A 16,993-nucleotide genomic window follows, 5' to 3' on the forward strand; every position below is an offset into this window, starting at 1 on the left:
CGGCCGGACAGGAGAGGAACGGGAACGTGCGGACGCTCTCACCCGCCGCGATCAGCCGGCCCCGGCCACGCCCCCGGGCGGACCGGGTGCTGGTGTGTCTGAGTTACTGCGGAGGGGGCACCGCTCCGTTCCGCGGCTGGGCCCAGCAGCTTCCGGAGGACGTCGAGTTGGCGCTCGTCTGCTATCCCGGCAGGGAGGCGCGCTACGGGACCCCCTTCGCCCGCGACTGGGTGACGCTGCGGGACGACGTCGTGCGGGCGGTGCGCGACGTCGCCGCCCGGCCGTACACGCTGTTCGGCCACAGCATGGGCTCCTGGATGGCGTTCGAGACCGCCGCGCAGCTCGAACGCCTGGGCGTGACACCGCCGTCGGCGCTCGTCGTCTCCGGAGGCGTGGCGCCCCACCGGCGTCAGCACCGCACCGACGTGCCCCGCTCGACGGACGGTGACGACGCCCTCGTCGCCTGGATGCGGGAGTTCGGGCAGATGAGCGCGATGGTGGCCAACGAACCGGATCTCCGGGACCTGGCCGTGGAGTTGCTCCGCGCGGACCTCGCGGTGTCGGAGTCCTACCGCTTCGTGCCGGGCACGCGGGTGTCCGCGCCGCTGCGGCTGCTGTACGGGGCCGAGGACACCGAGCCGTTCGACGAGGTGGAACGGGACTGGAAGTCGTTGGCGGACGGCGGCTTCGAGGCGTTCGAGCTGCCGGGCGGGCACTTCTACGAACCGGAGGTGTGGTCGCGGATGCCGTGGTGGTGCACCGAGGCCGCTCCGGCCCCCGGACGTTAGGCGTTCCGGGAGCTTCGGGCGGGGAGTACCGCGTACGGAAGGGAGGGCCACACCGGTGTGGCCCTCCCTTCCGTACGCGGACAGTGGCTCAGGCCGTCTCGTTCAGGGCTCGCTTGCGGTCGTGGAGCACCAACAGGATGACCATCCCCATGATCACGCCGAGCGCCATGCCGGTCACTCCTGCCAGCAGATGCGCGATGTCGCTCTCCGGGGCGGGGCGCTTGGTGCCCAGGTTGGTGAGGAGGCTGTAGAGGCCGTACGCGAAGAGCATCCCCGAGGAGATCCAGGCCGCCGCCATCGGAGGCAGGAACCGCTTCGATCCGCGGCCGCTCGTCAGGACCAACAGGCCCCAGACCCCGGCGAAGGCCCATACCCCGGTGCTCGCCGACAGCAGGTGCCACCACATGTCGCGGTGCTCCAGCGCCGCCGGGTCGAGACCGAAGGTGCCACCGACGGCCCAGAACAGCTTGACGAGGCCGAGTACGGCGCACCCCGCGGCCATCAGCAGGGCCGCGGTCCGCTGCAGGGAGCGCGTGCTGCCGGTGGGCTCCCCGCAGTCGGCCGGACCGCTGAGCGCCTCCGGCCACCGCGCCCGCGCGTAGCCGGCCAGTGCGAGCGGCAGGCCGATGCCGACCCCGACCAGCGAGATCATCACGAAGACCTGCTCGTAGACCCACAGGTCGGTGGAGGCGTCGGCCTGTTCGTCCCGGGACATGGCGGCCGGGCCGAGCACCGGCGCCAGCACCAGCATGGGCACGAGCAGGCCGGTACCCACCCACACGGGCAGGACGATCAGCCAGGCGGGGACCCGCTCGCCCCAGGGGCGCGTGAACGCCAGCGCCAACAGGATGCCCACCGCGGCCAGCACCGCCGTCGTCGCGTTGATGGCCCGCCAATCAGCCTCGCCCATTTCCTGGGTCGGCAGGAAGAGGCCGAACGTCCAGGCGATTTTGATGAGCATGTACGGCATGACTGCGGCGGCAGTTCCGTATCCGGCGATTCGGCGTAATTTGAGCAACCGTGAGGTCGGCTGGGCCACCATTACTGTCATGTTGGCACGATATCCGAGCCGTCTTCGGCGGTCAAAGTTATGTCCGAATTACGGAGTGTGTGATTTTCCATGGTTCTGTGAAATTACGGCCGGGCCGAGCCGTTGAGTGCTAGGGCGGTGAGATGACCGGATTCCGATACGGATATCAGTAGTGCGGGCTCCCCCGTCCCGGCCAGTGCGATCAGCTCCAGCATTCCCGACACCGCGCAATGCCGGGACTCGGTGACCGCCCGCTCCGGGTCACGGACCGAGCCTCCCGCCGCGGCGACGGCCCCGGCGACGGCGTCGCGGACGGCGGCGGCGAGACGTGCGGCCCCGGCCGGCGCGCTGACGACGAGCCGCACCTCCCGCGCGTCCCCGGTCAGGGCGGCGATCCGCCGCGCCGCCCCGGTGAGGGCGGCCGGCTCCGGGGCGCCGTCGCCGTTCCGGGGGACGAACCGGGAGGTGCCGCCGGTGATCCCGGCGAACGCCCGGGACGGGCTCGCCGGGTCCGGCGCCGACAGCACGACGGCGGCGGCCGCGTCGTGCTGGCCACGGCGCTCGCTCCCCGCGGGGGCCTGGTCGGTCGCGGCGGCCACCACCCGGTCGGCCCGGCCGGTGCGCAGGGCGGTCACCGCGAACTGGACGGCTTCGAGGCCCGCGGTGACGGGGTTGGTCAAGGTGACCGAGAAGGCGCGGGCGCCGGAGGCGATGGCCAACTGGCTGCCCGGGGTGCTCATCGAGAAACCCGGCACCTCGGCCGGGCTGATGCCCCGGACTCCCTCGGTGCGCAGGGTGTCGTCCATCCTCCGGTGCACGTGCGCGATCGCGAACTGCGTCCCGGTCACCACACCGAGGCGCCTGCTCCCGTCGCCGGTCAGGGGCGGATCGTCGTGCCGCCGGCCGAGCGCCAGGTGGCCGGCGGCCAGCAGATAGCGGGTGGGCGGGGACAGGTACTTCCAGCCGCGCCGGCCGAGGTGCTCCGCCGGGTCGAACCAGGGCGCCTCGCCGCTCCCGCCGGGCTGCTCCGCGACGGCTCCGGAGCCGGTGATCCGGATGTTCATCCGATGGCCTCCCAGGCGAGCACCGCGTTGTTGCCCCCGAAGCCGGTGCCGCTGACCAGCACGGAGGGGTGGGACAGGGGCAGGGGTTCCCCGTGCGGGATCTCCATCGGACCGGTGGAGTCGAGGGTGACGACATGGCCGTTCGGCGGGACCAGCCCGTGGCGCAGGATCCGCGCCGCGATCACACAGCCGAAGACGCCGGACGCGCCCGCGGTGTGGCCCATCACCGCCTTCGGCGCGTAACCGGCGGTCATGGCCGGGTCGCACCCGGCGGCGGTCAGCGCGTCACCGACGGCCGTGGTCTCCACGGTGTCGTTGAGGACCACCCCGGCCCGGTGCAGCACGACCGCGCCCGGTGCGCCCGAAGCGGCGGCGAGGGCCTGGTCCGCCGCCCGCCGCAGCTGTTCGCCGGACGGCTCCGGGGCCATCGGGTGGTGGGCGTCGCAGCTCCAGCCGTGGCCCGCGAGCACGGCCAGGGGGGCCGCGCCCCGGCGGTGGGCCGACTCGGCGGACTCCAGCACCACGGCCGCGGCGCCCTCGCCGGTGACCATGCCCGCCCGGTCGGCGTCGAAGGGGCGGCAGTGCCTCGGGTCCAGCAGGCCGAACCGGTGCAGGGTCCCCACCGCCACGCGGGAGAAGGCGTCGCCGCCGCAGGCGACGACGACCTCGGCCTGGCCGGACTCGATCAGCTCGGCGGCCCAGCTCACCGCGTACGTTCCGGCGGAGCAGGCGGTGGACAGCGTGTGGGCGCACCCGCCGAACCCGAACCGTTCGGCGACCAGGGCCGTCACCCCGTGGACGGCGAGCGGGCGACCCTCCGGGCCGACGGCCTCCGCCGTGTCGATGTCCCCGAGCGAGGTGCCCACGGTCAGTCCGGCGTCGAGGAGGTCCGCGCGCTCCAGGCCCGCCTCGGAGACGGCCTCCGCGACGGCGGTGATCAGCATCGTGCTGGTCCTCCCCGGGGTCCCGCCGCCGGGTCCTGGGGGCCCGTCGTCCGGATCGGGCGCCGCGTACAGGTGGGGGCGCTCCGGCAGACCGCAGGCGTCCGGCGCGGGCACCGGGAGCCGGTCCGCACGCAGCAGACCGTCCCACAGCGCGTCGACACCCTCGCCGAAACAGGTCACCGCTCCCAGCCCCGTGACCACGACCGTCACCGGCGCACCTCGCTCCTTCGTACCGTGCCGCACAATTCACCGATACCGACCAGAGTGCCTTCGCCAAAGACTCCCGCCCGCGGGCCTTGCAAGTACCTGCAGTAATCGAGCGGCCGTATCCTCGCCTGTCGCGGGCCTGCAATATCATCGGCGCGGAATGCGGAACGGTGTGCAGTGGAAATGAATATCCCAAAGAAAGGGAATCCGGTGAGTGTCGAAATCACGCTGAATACGTCCGAGCTCCGGGAGCTGGTTGCGGACACCCTGGATGTCGAATCCTCGGCACTGACCGACGAAGCGCTCTTCGTCGAGGAGCTCGGGGTCGACTCGGTGGTGGCGCTGGAGCTCGCGGTCACGCTGGAGCAGCGCTACGGGATCAGGATCCCGGAGGAGGAGCTCGTTCAGCTCCGCACGTTCCCCGACATCCACGGTCTGCTCAGCAGGAAGCTGAGCGGCTGATGGCCGTGCCACCCGCCCGTACGACGGAGGCCGAAGGGACCGCCGTAGCCTCCTACTTCCTGATCGAGAGCAAGGGCAGTTGGGCGGGCCCGGGGGCGGGAACCTTCCTCCGGGACGCCGAGGCGCTCGCCGGGGCCGGCCACCGGGTGCGGGTCTATCTCGTCGAGGACGGGGTGCTCTCCGCCGCCGGCGCGGCCCCCGAGATCGAGCGGCTCGCCGCGGCCGGGGTGGAGGTCCTGGTGGACGACTTCTCGGCCGCGCAGCGGGCGCTCGGCGGCATGCTGTCGCCGCACGTGAGGTTCGCGGGCATGGACGCCGTCGCCGCGGCCCTGGCCGAGGACGAGTGCCGGGGGGTGTGGCACTGATGGGGACGCCGATGAAGCGCCGGGTCTGGGACCTGCTGATCATCATGACGGCGGCCCCGCACTCCGGCGACGTCGTCACCTCCGCGCTGCGGCTCTCGCACGCGGTCCTCGACCGGGGAGGCTCGGTGCGGGTCTGGGCGTGCGGGTACGCCAACATGCTCACCCAGGACACGTTCGGCGACACCAAGCTGCCGAACACCCGGGACCCCGAAGGGCATTACCCCTCGTCCTCCGCCATCGTCCGGCAGCTGTCGGAGGACGCCGGAGGCCGCTTCGCGTGGATCGCGTGCACGGCGTGCTCCGAGGAGCGCGGCGCGACCCACCACATCCCGCAGGTGCGCCACCGGTCGCCGCTCCGGCTGGCCGGGACGATGGCCGGCGCCCGGCAGACGCTCTACCTCGGGGGAGCCTGATGACCACCGCCGCACCGGCACAGCCCCGCGAGCGGGTGCTCTGCGTGATCGACCGCGCCTACCGGGGCGCCGTCGAGGTCCAGTTCTTCCACCCGCTGTACGGACTGCTCGACCTGCACGGCCAGTTCGCCAAGGTCGACCTGGCCCTGCGCGGCGCGACGGTGACGATGGCCGTCGAGGAGGACGCCTACGTCCCCTCCGTACAGCTGGGTTCGACCCTGCTGGAGACGCTGCCGGACTACCGGGGCTCCGTACGCGACCTGGTCGCCGCGGGCTTCGAGGTCTTCGTGGACGAGGACGCGCTGGCCGAACTGGGCTTCGCGCCGGACCGGCTGGTGGCGGGCGTCACCCGCGTCGCCGCGTCCGAGCTGGCTCGCCGCTGGCCCACGTACGACCAGGTGTGGTTCGTATGACCGGGGTTCCGGCCGTGGCGGGCCGGCCGCACACCTTCGCGACGCCGCTGCGCGCGGTCGACCGGCTGGAGGTGTGCCCGGCCCGGTCCGGGCTGCGATTCCGGGCCTTCAAGACGGTGGACCCCGGCGATCCCTACATGGCCGGGCACTTCCCGGGGCTCACCCTCCTGCCGGCCGTGTTCGTGCTGGAGGGGCTCCGTCAGGCGGTCACCACGCTGCTGGACGCCGATGAACCGCTCAACCTGCTGGAGGTCGTGTCCGGGCGCTGGCTGGCGCCCATGCAGGGCGGCGACGAGATCCGGCTGGACGTCACGGCCGAACCGGCCGAGGGCGGCCGCTGGCGGATCACCGCCGACGGGGTACGGCAGGACGGCTCCCCGGTCGTGGCCGCGAAGCTGGTCCTCGGATCGGGGGAGGCCGGTCGTATCGGCCTTCCGCTCCTGCCCGCCGGAGAGGCGCCCCCGCCGGGCACTCCCGCCGGACCCGACTACACCGGGATCCTGGAGAAGCTGCCGGTGCGCCACCCCATGCTCCTGGTGGACCGGGTGGAGTCCTTCGAGGCGGGCCGGCGGATCGTCACGGCCAAGGCGGTCTCCGGCTCCGAGCCCTGCTATCAGTCGATGGCCGACGGGCTGCCGCTGTCGCGGTACATGTACCCACGGGCCCTGATGCTGGAGTCCTTCGGACAGTCCTCCGTGCTCCTGTGGCTGTCGACCGGTACGGCCGAGGGCGTGCCGGTGGCGGCGGCCTTCCGTGGCTGCCGGTTCGCCGGAGAGGTACGGCCGGGGGCGGTGCTGCGTCATGTGGCCCGCATCGACCGGCTGATGGAGAACAACGTCTTCGTGTCCGGGGAGACCTGGGACGGAGACACGTGCGTCATGACGGTCGGCGCACTCATCGGTTCGAGCAGGCCGCGCTCGCGCGTGGACAGGACAGCCGCGGTGGGCTGAGAACCCGCCCCGTACGACCCGGCGGCCCGCCGCGACCCGGAGAGAACACCTCCGGGACCGCGCCGGGCCGCCGGTCGTACGGTCACGGGGCGGAGAGGCTCCCGACGGCCTCGCCCACGGCGTCCGCCGTGGGGCGGCTGCGCAGCAGGTCGACATGGTCCACCGGGAGGTCCACCGACCGCGCGGCGAGCAGCGCCCCCTCGGTGCGCTGCCGGGAGTTGACGGCGACGGCGGTGCGCCAGGCGGCGGTCGGGTCGATCTGCCGGGCCGCGTCCAGGTAGGACACGAAGGACCGGAACACCGCGGCGAACTCCTCCAGCAGGTCGGCGTCGAGTCCCTCGCGGCGGAACGCGGCGCCGGCCTGCTCCCGGAAGATCGCCACCAGCGCGTCCCCGAAGGCCGCGAAGTCCGGGGCGTCGGCCCGGGCGGCCGTCGCGGCCCGGCGGGCGGTGGCCACCTCGTCCGCCGACAGTACGGAGGCGAACTGGTCCATCATCGCCGCGAAGTCCCGGTCCAGACCGGCCGGGTTCGGAATCTCCGGGTCGAACACCACCAGGGCGGGACGCTGTTCCTGCCGGAGAGCCAGCCGGTCGGCCAGCTCACCGGCGAAGACCGCGCCCGCGCAGTAGCCGAGCACGGCCCGGACCGGGCGTCCGGAGGCCTCGGCCTCGCCGGCCCACCGCTCGATGTACCGCGCCGCCGACATCCCCGTGCCGGTGTCGGGCTGCCGGGTCTCCCAGACGGTGAGCTCCGGGCCGAGGAGCGGTGCGAGATCGGAGAAGCTGGAATCGGAACGGCCGGTGGTGGCGAAGTCGACGGCGAGCACGAGGTCGGAACCCCGGCCCGCGTTGAGGACCTTCCATCCGTCGAGTCGGGTCATGTGTGCTGCCTCTCTGCTCTGCGCGGGGACGGTGCGTGGACGAAACGGCGGGCCCGCCGCCGCGTGCGCGACGGCGGGCCCACGAGCCGGTCGGGCGGCTCAGCCCTCGGTGATGCGGATGGCCTTCGACGGACAGATGTGCTCGACGATCTTGCGGGTGTCCGGTGCTTCGATCTCCGTGGGGCTGTCGTCCAGGAGGATCACCAGCCCGTCGTCCTCACCCTGGTCGAAGATGTTCGGCGCGCTCATGACGCACAGTCCGGCGCCGATGCAGCGGTCGCGGTCGACGTGCACCTTCATGGCGCTCACCAGCCGACCACGAGCTTGTGCACCGGCGGCAGCCCGTCGATGAGCTCGATCGGCTCGTCGGACTCCACCACGTGCAGTCCCGGGAAGCGCGTGAACAGCGAGGTGAAGCAGAGCTCCATCATCAGCCGCGCGACGTGCTGGCCCAGACACTGGTGGACGCCGAAGCCGAAGGACAGGTGGTCCCGCGCGTCACGGTGGATGTCGAAGGTGTCGGGGTCCGTGTACTTGGCGGGGTCACGGTCGCCGAGGCCCTTGAGCACGAGGATGCCCTCGCCCGCCCTGATGGTCACCCCGTCGATCTCCACGTCGGCGAGCGCGACGCGGGCGATGATCTCGTCGACCAGGCTGAAGTAGCGCAGCACCTCGTTCACGGTCTGCGGCATGAGCGTGTCCGGGTCCGCCTGCAGGGCCTTCAGCTGCTGCGGGTGGTCCAGGAGCGTCTGGGTGCCGAGTGCGATGCGGTTCACGATGAACTCGTAGCCCGCGAGCAGCAGCATCTTCGTCATCAGCGTCAGGCCGTGGTGGTCGAACTCGTCGGTGCGGCCCGCACGGCTGATGAAGTTGCCGAGCATGTCGTCCGTGGGGTTCCGCTGCTTCTCGGTGACGAGCTCCGCGAAGTACGTCATCAGCTCGTTGTTGGCGGCCATCTTCTCGTCCATGGTGTACGAGTGCCGGGTGCCGACCATGATGGCGGCGTTGCGGGTGAACACCTCGCGCTCGGACTCGGGTATGCCGGCCAGCTCGCAGATCACCTGGGCGGGCAGCGGCAGGGCCAGCGCCTGGACCAGGTCGGTGGGGCCGCCCTCGGCCTCCATCGCGTCCAGGTACTGGTCGATGAGCTGCTGCATCCGGGGACGGAGCTTCTCGGCCGCCCTGATCGTGAAGTCGGGCAGAGCCATCTGACGGACCCGGGTGTGCCGAGGCGGGTCCATGGTCACCAGGAGGTTCTTGGAGTCCCGGGCGATCATGTCGAGCAGTTCCTGCGGCGCGGGGAACCTGATCGGGAACGTGGGGTGCGGCTCCACGCTGAACCGGTTGTCCGCCAGCAGGCGTTGGATCTGGGAGTGCTGCGAGACCAGCCACGCCTTGCTGCCCGACGGCATGGTCACCTGGGTCAGCGGACGCCCCTCCGGCACCTGCTCGTACTCGGTCAGGAGCGGGTTGGGCCACCCGCGCGGGGCGACGGGGCAGGTCGCCGGCTTCACCATGGCGTCGGTCATGGGGGATTCCCTGTCTTCGTGGTCGTCATGAGCCTGCTCGGGGTGATGCTACGGACGCAATTCCGGCCCGCCGGAGCGGTTTGCCACTTGCTGCAACAGAACCCGGCCCGCAGAAAACGAATTCCGTCCGCCGGGGAAAAGATCCGTTTCCGGAAATTGCAGCAGTGTGCGACTCGGCCGGTCCCAGCCTGTATTCGTTAAACCGAAACCGACCGACTCCGAGGTCGGCCTGGCCCGAAGAAACAGAGGACAGATGTCTGACTCGTCAGCCACGGTTCTGCCGCTGACCGCCGGCCAGGCCGGGATCTGGTACGCCCAGAGCCTGAGCGGCCGCAACGCCACCTTCAACGCGGCCCTGTACCTGGACATCGCGGGATCCGTGGATCCTCGGCTCTTCCTCGCCGCCATGCGCCAGGTCGTCACCGAGACCGAGGCGCTGCGCGCGCGGTTCGTCGACGAGGGGACGGGGCCGGTACAGGTGGTGGAGCCGGTCGCCGACTGGTCCGAACAGCCCGTGGAGGTCCTGGACTTCACCGCCGAGGACCGGCCGGACCAGCGGGCCGACGCCTGGATGGGGTCGGACGCGGGCACCGCCGTGGACGTGACCGCGGACGCGCTGTACCGGTTCGCGCTCATCAGGCTCACCGACGAGCGGTCACTCTTCTACTACCGCTACCACCACCTGGTGATGGACAGTTTCGGCGCGAGTCTCATCGCGTCGCGGACGGCCGACGTCTACACCCGCCTGGTCGCGGGCCAGGACACCGCGGACGGTGCGTTCCCCCCGCTGCGCGACCTGGTCGAGGACGAGCTGGCGTACCGGCGGTCCGACGTCCTCGCCGCCGACCGGGACTTCTGGACCGCGGAGTTCGCCGACAAGCCGGTCGCCGTGAGTCTCGGCGACCGGCCGGCGGCGCTGCCGACCGCTCTGGTGCGGGAGAGCCGCAGCGTCCCGGCCGAGGTGGGCGAGGCGGTCCGCGACGCCGCGCGGGCCCGCCGGGTCGGCTGGCCCGCCGCGATGATGGCGGCCCTCGCCGCGTACACCAGCCGGGTCACCGGCAGCCGCGACGTGGTGATCGCCCTGTCCGTGGCCGCCCGCACGACGGCCGCCGGACGGGCCGTGCCCGGCATGGTGTCCAACGTGGTCGGGGTCCGGCTGACCGTGCGCCCCGACATGACGGCGGGAGAGCTGGTGCGCCACGCGCACGAGCGGATGCGGGCCGTCTCGCGGCACAAGCGCTACCGCTACGAGGAACTACGGCGGGACCTGAAACTGCTGGGCTCCGACGGCCGGTTGCTCGGGCCGCGGCTCAACCTGCACGTCGTCGCCCCCACCCTGCTCTTCGCGGGGCTGCCCGCCACGCTGCACCCGCTGACGGCCGGGCACGACGACGACTTCTCGCTGATCGTGGTCGGCCGCCCGGACGGCGGCTTCCAGTTCGACGTGTCCGCGAACCCCGACGTCTACACCGCCGACACCGCACGGAGCCATCACGACCTCATCATCCGGCTGCTCGGTCGGTTCGCCGAGCACCCCGACCGCCCGATCGGCGCCCTGGACCTCGTGGAGCCGAAGACGCTCGCCCGGGTCGTCGACGCGTGGGGCGGCGCGGGCCGGACTCCCGAGAGGTCCGAACACGCGACCCTGACCGAGCGGTTCGCCGCCGCGGTGGCCGCTCACCCGGACCGCGCCGCGGTGGCGTGCCCCGACAGCCAGGTCACCCGGTCGCTGACCTACCGCGAGCTGGACGCGCGGTCCGACCGGATGGCCCGCCTCATGATGAAGCGGGGCGTCCGGCGCGGACAGCTCGTCGCGCTGGCGCTGCCCCGCTCGCTGGACCTGATCGTGGCGCTGCTGGCGACGCTGAAGACCGGTGCCGCGTATCTGCCGGTGGACCCCGAGTACCCCGCCGAGCGCGTGGCCCACCTCCTCGGCGACGCCGAGCCCGCCGTGGTGGTCACCGCGGGGCACGACGCTCTCGCCGAACTGTCCGTGCGGATACCGCGGATCGTGCTGGAGGACCCGGCGACCGAGGCCGAGCTGACCGCCCTGCCGGACACCCCGGTCGAGGACGACGAACGCGGCGGTCCTGTCCTGCCCGACCAGGCCGCGTACGTCATCTACACCTCCGGATCGACCGGGCTGCCCAAGGGCGTCGTCGTGGCCCACCGGAACGTGGTCCGGCTGTTCGAGGCGGCAGGGGAGTGGACCGGCTTCGGCCCGGACGACGTGTGGTCGATGTTCCACTCCTACGCCTTCGACTTCTCGGTGTGGGAGATCTGGGGCGCCCTGCTGCACGGCGGACGGCTCGTCGTCGTGCCGTACGCGGTGACCCGCTCGCCGCAGGAGTTCCTGCGCATGCTGGTGCGCGAGCGCGTCACGGTGCTCAACCAGACGCCCTCGGCGTTCTACCAGCTGATCCAGGCCGACCGGGACGCCCCGGTGACCGGTCAGGCGCTCGCCCTGCGGCTGGTGATCTTCGGCGGTGCGGCGCTGGAGTTCGGCAGGCTGGCCGAGTGGTACGAGCGTCACGCGGAGGACGCGCCGCGTCTCGTCAACATGTACGGCATCACGGAGACCACGGTGCACACCACCGAGTTGCTCCTCGACGCCGACTGCGGGACGTCCGGAGCCGGCAGCATGATCGGCCGCGGCCTGAGGGACCTGCGCGTCTACGTCCTCGACACGGCTCTGCGTCCGTCCCCGCCCGGTGTGGCCGGCGAGCTGTACATCGGCGGCCCCGGTGTGGCCGACGGCTACCTGGGCCGGCCGGGACTGACCTCCGGCCGCTTCGTCGCGGACCCCTTCGGCCCGCCGGGCCGCCGCATGTACCGGTCCGGCGACCTGGCCCGCTGGGCCGTCGACGGCAGCGCGAACCTGGAGTACCTCGGGCGCTCCGACCACCAGGTGAAGATCCGCGGATTCCGGATCGAGCCGGGCGAGATCGAGGCGGCCCTGCTGCGTCACCACGACGTCCGGGAGGCGGCGGTGGTGGTGCGCGAGGACACCCCCGACGACCAGCGGCTGGTGGCCTACGTGGTGGGCGACCGGGGGGACGAGGGCCGGATCGCGCTGGACACGACGGTCCTGCGCAAGCACACGGCGGAGGTGCTGCCCGAACACATGGTGCCCAGCTGGTTCGTGCAGCTGGACGAGCTGCCGCTGACCGGCAACGGGAAGCTGGACGTCAGGGCACTGCCCGCCCCCGACCTGTCGGGCAACGCCGGGGGGCGGTCGCCGCGGACACCGGAGGAGGAGATCTTCTGCGGGCTGTTCGCCGAGATCCTCGGAGTCGACTCGGTCTCCCTCGACGACAACTTCTTCGATCTGGGCGGGCATTCGCTGCTGGCCACCCGGCTGGTCAGCCGGCTGCGCGCCGCGTTCGGCGTCGAGGTCGCCATCCGTACGGTGTTCGAGGCGCCCACTCCCGCGGCACTGATCGCGTGGCTCGCCGGGAGCGGTGACGTGCCCCGGGCCCGCCGGCGGCTGACGCCGATGGAGCGGCCGGCGGAGGTTCCGCTGTCCTTCGCCCAGTTGCGGCTCTGGTTCGTCGACAAGATCGACGGCGGGGCGGGCACCTACAACATTCCGCTGGTGGTGCGTCTGAACGGCGACCTGGACCGGGCGGCCCTGCAGGCCGCGATCGGTGACGTGGTCGCCCGGCACGAGAGCCTGCGCACCGTCTTCCCCGACCGCGACGGCACCGCGCGGCAGCACATCCTGTCCGCCGAGGAAGCCGCTCCCGTCATGGGCGTGACCGAGATCGCCGCCGACCGGCTCGACGCGGCCATGGCCGAACGCGCCGCCGTCGGCTTCGACCTGGCCACCGAAGCGCCGGTCCGTGCGCACCTGTACGTCCTGCCGGGCGAGGAGCACGCGCTGCTCATGCCGGTGCACCACATCGCGGCCGACGGCTGGTCCCTGGTCCCCCTCACCCGCGACCTCCAGACCGCCTACACCGCCCGCTGCGACGGCCGGCTCCCGGACTGGGAGCCGCTGCCGGTGACCTACGCGGACTACACGCTCTGGCAGCGCGAGATCCTCGGGGACGAGGAGCGCCCCGACTCCGCGATCTCCGGACAGCTCGCCTTCTGGAAGACGTACCTGCGGGGGCTGCCCGAAGAGGTCACGCTGCCCACCGACCGGCCCCGTCCGGCCGTCGCGTCGTACCGCGGCGAGACCCTGCGCTTCGAACTGCCGCCCGAGCTGCACGAGCGGCTCACCCGGTGCTCGCGCGAGCACGACGTGAGCCCGTTCATGGTCGTGCAGACCGCCCTCGCCGTCCTGCTGAGCAAGCTCGGCGCGGGCGAGGACGTCCCGCTCGGCATCTCGATCGCCGGACGCACCGACGAGGCGCTGGACGACCTGGTCGGGTTCCTCGTCAACACCCTGGTGATGCGGACCGACCTGTCCGGCGACCCGAGCTTCGCGGACCTCCTGGGCAAGGCCCGTGCGGACGGTCTGGCGGCGTTCGCCAACCAGGACCTGCCCTTCGAGCGCCTGGTCGAGGCGGTCAACCCGGAGCGCTCGGCCGGCCGGCACCCGCTCATCCAGATCGGTCTCGGATTCCAGAACAACCGCACCCCGGTCCTGGACCTGCCCGGCCTCGACGCGTGGATCGAGCCCGCCGTGACGCACACGGCCAAGCTGGACCTGCTCTTCGACTTCCGCGAGGTGCCGGGCGAGAACGGCGAGCCGGACCGTACGACCTGCGCGGTCGAGTACGCCACCGACCTCTACGACCGGTCCACCGTCGAACGGCTCATCGGCCGCCTGACCCGGCTCCTGGACCGGGCCACGGCCCGCCCGGACAGCCGGATCGGCGACCTGGAGGTACTGGAGCCCGACGAGCGCGAGCGGATCCTCGTCGACTGGAACGACACCGCGCGCGAGACCCCCGCCGGCACGCTGCCCGAGCTCTTCGCGGCGCAGGCCCGGCGCACCCCCGCCGCCCTCGCGGTGGTGGCGGGCGGCCGGCGGCTCGGTTACGCGGAGCTCGACGCCCGGGTCAACCGGCTCGCCCGGCACCTGATCACGCACGGCATCGGCGCCGAGGACCGGATCCTGCTGGTCATGCCGAAGTCGCTGGACCTCCTCGTGGCGCAACTCGCCGTGGTCACGGCGGGCGCCGCGTTCGTGCCGGTGGATCCCGGCTACCCGCGCGAGCGGGTCGAGTTCATGGCCGAGGACTGCGCTCCCGCGCTGGTGCTGACCACCTCTTCGGTGGCGGACATGGCCGCGGAGGTGCTGCCCGGAGTGCGCCGCATGGTGGTGGACGGCGCCGCCACGTCGCGGGCGGTCGAGGGGCGGCAGGCCGGCCCGGTGACCGACGCCGACCGCCGGGAGCCCGCCGTTCCCGGCCACGCCGCGTACGTGATCTACACCTCCGGTTCGACCGGTGTGCCCAAGGGCGTCGTGGTGACGCACAGCGGCATCGGCAACCTGGCCGCCGCGCAGGCCGAACGGTTCGCGGTGCGGGCGTACAACCGGGTCGTCCAGTACGCCGCGCCGAGCTTCGACGCCGCGGTGTCGGAGACCTGCATCGCGCTGCTCAGCGGCGCCACGCTGGTCCTGCCGGTCGACCGGGGGCTGCTGCTCGGCGAGGAGCTGGCCCGGTTCCTGACCGAGCACCGGATCACCCACGCGACCATTCCCCCGATCGCGCTGACCGGCCTCGACCCGGCCGCCGTGCCCGCGGACATGGTGCTCACGGTCGCCGGTGAGGCGTGCTCGGCGGAACTGGCCGCCACCTGGTCCGCCGGCCGGCGGATGATCAACGCGTACGGGCCGACCGAGACGACCGTGTGCGCCACGATGAGCGAGCCGCTCTCCGGCGCGCTCGCCCCGCCCATCGGCACGCCGATCGCCAACTCCCGGGTGTACGTCCTGGACGCGCGGCTCAGCCCGGTCCCGGTCGGGGTGCTCGGTGAGCTGTACGTCTCCGGCGTGAACCTGGCCCGCGGCTATCTCGGCCGCCAGGGGCTCACCGCCGAGCGTTTCGTCGCCGCGCCGTTCGGGACGCCGGGGGAGCGGATGTACCGCACCGGAGACGTGGTGCGGTGGCGTGCCGACGGGCAGCTGGAGTTCGCCGGCCGGGCCGACGACCAGGTGAAGGTGCGCGGTTTCCGGGTGGAGCTGGGCGAGATCACCGGCGTGCTGGCCGAGCAGCCGCAGGTGGCGTCGGCCGCCGTCGTGGTCCGGGAGGACCGCCCCGGGGACCGCAGGCTGGTCGGCTACGTGGTGCCCGACGACAACGCGCTCGCCTCCCGGGACACCGGGCTGGAGAGCGACCAGGTCGAGAAGTGGCAGGTCATCAACGACGAGGTCTACAGCGCGTCGGACCGGGAGGACGGTGCGCCGCTCGGCGAGAACTTCAGCGGCTGGCACAGCAGTTACGACGGCTCGGAGCTGCCCGAGGACGAGATGCGGGCCTGGCGGTCGGCCACCGTGGAACGGATCCTGGAGCTGAAGCCGCGCCGGGTGCTGGAGATCGGCGTCGGCGCCGGGCTGATCATGTCCCCGGTCGCCCCCCACGTAGAGCTGTACTGGGGCACCGACCTGTCCGGCGAGGTGATCGCCACCCTGCGGCGGCAGACCGCCGAGGACCCGGTACTGGCGGGCCGGACCCGGTTCACCGCCACCCCGGCGCACCTGCTGGGTGACCTGCCGGCCGGCACGTTCGACACCGTGGTCATCAACTCGGTGGCGCAGTACTTCCCCAGCGTGGACTACCTCACCGAGGTGATCTCCCAGGCGTTCGCCCTGCTCGGCGACGCCGGGACGGTCTTCCTCGGCGACCTCCGCGACCTGCGGCTGCTGCGCTGCATGCGCACCGCCGTCCACCTCACCGAGGCTCCGGAGGACGACGCCGAAACCCTCCGGCAGGCGGTCGACCGGGCCGTGGAGCGGGAGACGGAACTGCTGGTCGACCCCGCCCTGTTCGACACCCTCGCCGGCGTCCTGGACGGCTTCGGCGGCGTGGACGTCCGTATCAAGCGCGGCGCCTACGCCAATGAGCTGAGCCGCTACCGCTACGACGTGGTGCTGCACAAGAGCCCCGCCGACCCGGTCTCCCTCGTGAACACGCCGGCCGTCGCCTGGGAGAACGTCGGCAGCCTCGAAGGCATCGCGCTCCGCCTGAGCGAGGAGCGCCCGGCGGCGCTGCGGATCACCGGTGTGCCCAACGGCAGGCTGCGTGCCGACCTGGCCGCGGCGGCACGGGCGACCGGATCCCCGGAGCCCGGGGGCATCGACGTCACCGCCCTGCACGAGGCGGGCGTACCCGCCGGATACCGGGCGCTGGTCACCTGGACGGCCGGGGCCGAGGACGGCCGGCTGGACGCGGTGTTCGTGCCCGCCGCGGACGGTGACGGTGTGCCGCCCGCCTACCGGGACCTGTACCTCCCGGACGCGGTCCCGGCACGCTACGCCAACGACCCGCTCGTCGCCCGCCGCAGGGGCGCGCTGGTGGCGGAGCTGAACGGCGCGCTCGCCGACCGGCTGCCCGAGCACATGGTGCCCGCCTCGCTGGTGCTGCTGGACGCGCTGCCCGTCACCCTGAACGGCAAGCTCGACCACAAGGCGCTGCCCGCGCCGGACGCGGTCGCCGCGTCGGAATCGGCGCCATCGACCCCCGAGGAGCACACCGTCGCCCGGCTCTTCGCCGAGGTCCTGGGGCTTCCCCGGGCCGGGGCGGACGACGACTTCTTCCGCCGGGGCGGCGACAGCATCATCTCGGTCCAACTCGTCAGCCGCGCCCGCGCCGAGGGGCTGCGGTTCTCCCCGCAGGACGTGTTCGCCCACCGCACCGTGCGGGCCATCGCCGCCATGGCCGAGCCGGAACCCGGCGACACCGGGACGCCGGCCGCGGCTCCCGACGGCGAGTGGGACGTGGAGCTGGTCTCGCAGGACGAACTCGATCGGTTCGCGTCGGAATGGAGCGTCTAG

Annotated in this window: 13 protein-coding genes; 7 read left to right on the top strand and 6 right to left on the bottom strand. The window is 72.5% G+C overall.

All coding sequences use genetic code 11. The features are described from left to right. Window positions 1-26: 26 nt before the first annotated feature. A complete protein-coding gene (locus ACIQPT_RS36160) occupies window positions 27-788 on the top strand; it encodes a thioesterase II family protein (RefSeq protein ID WP_401162405.1) in 762 nt (253 codons plus the stop codon). Between the two features lie 88 nt (window positions 789-876). Here the strand turns inward: ACIQPT_RS36160 and ACIQPT_RS36165 are convergent, their stop codons facing one another. The 3 genes from ACIQPT_RS36165 to ACIQPT_RS36175 all read right to left on the bottom strand — a co-directional run bounded on the left by ACIQPT_RS36165 (window position 877) and on the right by ACIQPT_RS36175 (window position 4,036). Then, window positions 877-1,839 (bottom strand): hypothetical protein, encoded by a 963-nt coding sequence (locus ACIQPT_RS36165; protein WP_401162407.1) that lies wholly within the window; start codon window positions 1,837-1,839, stop codon window positions 877-879. Between the two features lie 83 nt (window positions 1,840-1,922). After that, the gene (locus ACIQPT_RS36170) at window positions 1,923-2,882 is read right to left on the bottom strand and encodes a beta-ketoacyl synthase N-terminal-like domain-containing protein (protein WP_401162409.1); all 960 of its coding nucleotides are present in this window, start codon (window positions 2,880-2,882) and stop codon (window positions 1,923-1,925) included. Beyond that, window positions 2,879-4,036: a beta-ketoacyl-[acyl-carrier-protein] synthase family protein gene (locus ACIQPT_RS36175; protein ID WP_401162410.1), complete on the bottom strand. Its 1,158-nt coding sequence runs from the start codon at window positions 4,034-4,036 to the stop codon at window positions 2,879-2,881. The genes ACIQPT_RS36170 and ACIQPT_RS36175 overlap by 4 nt, the downstream gene beginning before the upstream one ends. A gap of 207 nt (window positions 4,037-4,243) precedes the next feature. On the opposite strand from ACIQPT_RS36175, the gene ACIQPT_RS36180 reads away from it, so the two are divergent. Genes ACIQPT_RS36180 through ACIQPT_RS36200 form a run of 5 tightly spaced genes read left to right on the top strand, consistent with a single transcriptional unit; the run spans window position 4,244 to window position 6,636 of the window. Further along, the gene (locus ACIQPT_RS36180; protein WP_351054721.1) at window positions 4,244-4,495 is read left to right on the top strand and encodes an acyl carrier protein; all 252 of its coding nucleotides are present in this window, start codon (window positions 4,244-4,246) and stop codon (window positions 4,493-4,495) included. Then, on the top strand, window positions 4,495-4,860 hold the full coding sequence (locus ACIQPT_RS36185) for a hypothetical protein (protein WP_401162412.1): 366 nt from the start codon (window positions 4,495-4,497) through the stop codon (window positions 4,858-4,860). The genes ACIQPT_RS36180 and ACIQPT_RS36185 overlap by 1 nt, the downstream gene beginning before the upstream one ends. Beyond that, the gene (locus tag ACIQPT_RS36190) at window positions 4,860-5,273 is read left to right on the top strand and encodes a hypothetical protein (protein ID WP_401162414.1); all 414 of its coding nucleotides are present in this window, start codon (window positions 4,860-4,862) and stop codon (window positions 5,271-5,273) included. The genes ACIQPT_RS36185 and ACIQPT_RS36190 overlap by 1 nt, the downstream gene beginning before the upstream one ends. Further along, entirely contained in the window at window positions 5,273-5,686 is a 414-nt protein-coding gene (locus ACIQPT_RS36195) for a hypothetical protein (protein WP_401162415.1), read from the top strand. Before ACIQPT_RS36190 ends, ACIQPT_RS36195 begins: the two co-directional genes overlap by 1 nt. Next, window positions 5,683-6,636, top strand: a complete 954-nt coding sequence (locus tag ACIQPT_RS36200; protein WP_401162417.1) for a hypothetical protein — start codon at window positions 5,683-5,685, stop codon at window positions 6,634-6,636. The genes ACIQPT_RS36195 and ACIQPT_RS36200 overlap by 4 nt, the downstream gene beginning before the upstream one ends. Window positions 6,637-6,718: 82 nt before the next feature. Here ACIQPT_RS36200 and ACIQPT_RS36205 read toward each other — a convergent pair whose 3' ends face one another. The 3 genes from ACIQPT_RS36205 to ACIQPT_RS36215 all read right to left on the bottom strand — a co-directional run bounded on the left by ACIQPT_RS36205 (window position 6,719) and on the right by ACIQPT_RS36215 (window position 9,045). Beyond that, complete coding sequence (locus ACIQPT_RS36205) at window positions 6,719-7,516, bottom strand: hypothetical protein (protein ID WP_401162418.1); 798 nt, start codon at window positions 7,514-7,516, stop codon at window positions 6,719-6,721. Window positions 7,517-7,615: 99 nt separating this feature from the next. Continuing rightward, complete coding sequence (locus tag ACIQPT_RS36210; RefSeq protein WP_401162427.1) at window positions 7,616-7,816, bottom strand: ferredoxin; 201 nt, start codon at window positions 7,814-7,816, stop codon at window positions 7,616-7,618. A gap of 5 nt (window positions 7,817-7,821) precedes the next feature. Beyond that, window positions 7,822-9,045, bottom strand: coding sequence for a cytochrome P450 (locus ACIQPT_RS36215; protein ID WP_401162419.1), 1,224 nt, complete (start codon window positions 9,043-9,045; stop codon window positions 7,822-7,824). A 253-nt stretch (window positions 9,046-9,298) separates the two neighbouring features. Here ACIQPT_RS36215 and ACIQPT_RS36220 point away from each other — a divergent pair, with 253 nt between their 5' ends. Beyond that, window positions 9,299-16,993 carry an amino acid adenylation domain-containing protein gene (locus ACIQPT_RS36220; RefSeq protein ID WP_401162421.1) on the top strand — a complete coding sequence of 2,565 codons (7,695 nt, stop codon included), beginning with the start codon at window positions 9,299-9,301 and terminating at the stop codon, window positions 16,991-16,993.

The organism is Streptomyces sp. NPDC091289 (assembly GCF_044757365.1).
GTDB lineage: Bacteria > Actinomycetota > Actinomycetes > Streptomycetales > Streptomycetaceae > Streptomyces.

Excerpts from the sequence above, each read along its gene's own strand:
- ACIQPT_RS36165 (WP_401162407.1), bottom strand. The coding sequence starts at position 1,839 with ATGACAGTAATGGTGGCCCAGCCGACCTCACGGTTGCTCAAATTACGC.
- ACIQPT_RS36170 (WP_401162409.1), bottom strand. The coding sequence starts at position 2,882 with ATGAACATCCGGATCACCGGCTCCGGAGCCGTCGCGGAGCAGCCCGGC.
- ACIQPT_RS36185 (WP_401162412.1), top strand. The coding sequence starts at position 4,495 with ATGGCCGTGCCACCCGCCCGTACGACGGAGGCCGAAGGGACCGCCGTA.
- ACIQPT_RS36190 (WP_401162414.1), top strand. The coding sequence starts at position 4,860 with ATGGGGACGCCGATGAAGCGCCGGGTCTGGGACCTGCTGATCATCATG.
- ACIQPT_RS36195 (WP_401162415.1), top strand. The coding sequence starts at position 5,273 with ATGACCACCGCCGCACCGGCACAGCCCCGCGAGCGGGTGCTCTGCGTG.
- ACIQPT_RS36200 (WP_401162417.1), top strand. The coding sequence starts at position 5,683 with ATGACCGGGGTTCCGGCCGTGGCGGGCCGGCCGCACACCTTCGCGACG.
- ACIQPT_RS36205 (WP_401162418.1), bottom strand. The coding sequence starts at position 7,516 with ATGACCCGACTCGACGGATGGAAGGTCCTCAACGCGGGCCGGGGTTCC.
- ACIQPT_RS36210 (WP_401162427.1), bottom strand. The coding sequence starts at position 7,816 with ATGAAGGTGCACGTCGACCGCGACCGCTGCATCGGCGCCGGACTGTGC.
- ACIQPT_RS36215 (WP_401162419.1), bottom strand. The coding sequence starts at position 9,045 with ATGACCGACGCCATGGTGAAGCCGGCGACCTGCCCCGTCGCCCCGCGC.
- ACIQPT_RS36220 (WP_401162421.1), top strand. The coding sequence starts at position 9,299 with ATGTCTGACTCGTCAGCCACGGTTCTGCCGCTGACCGCCGGCCAGGCC.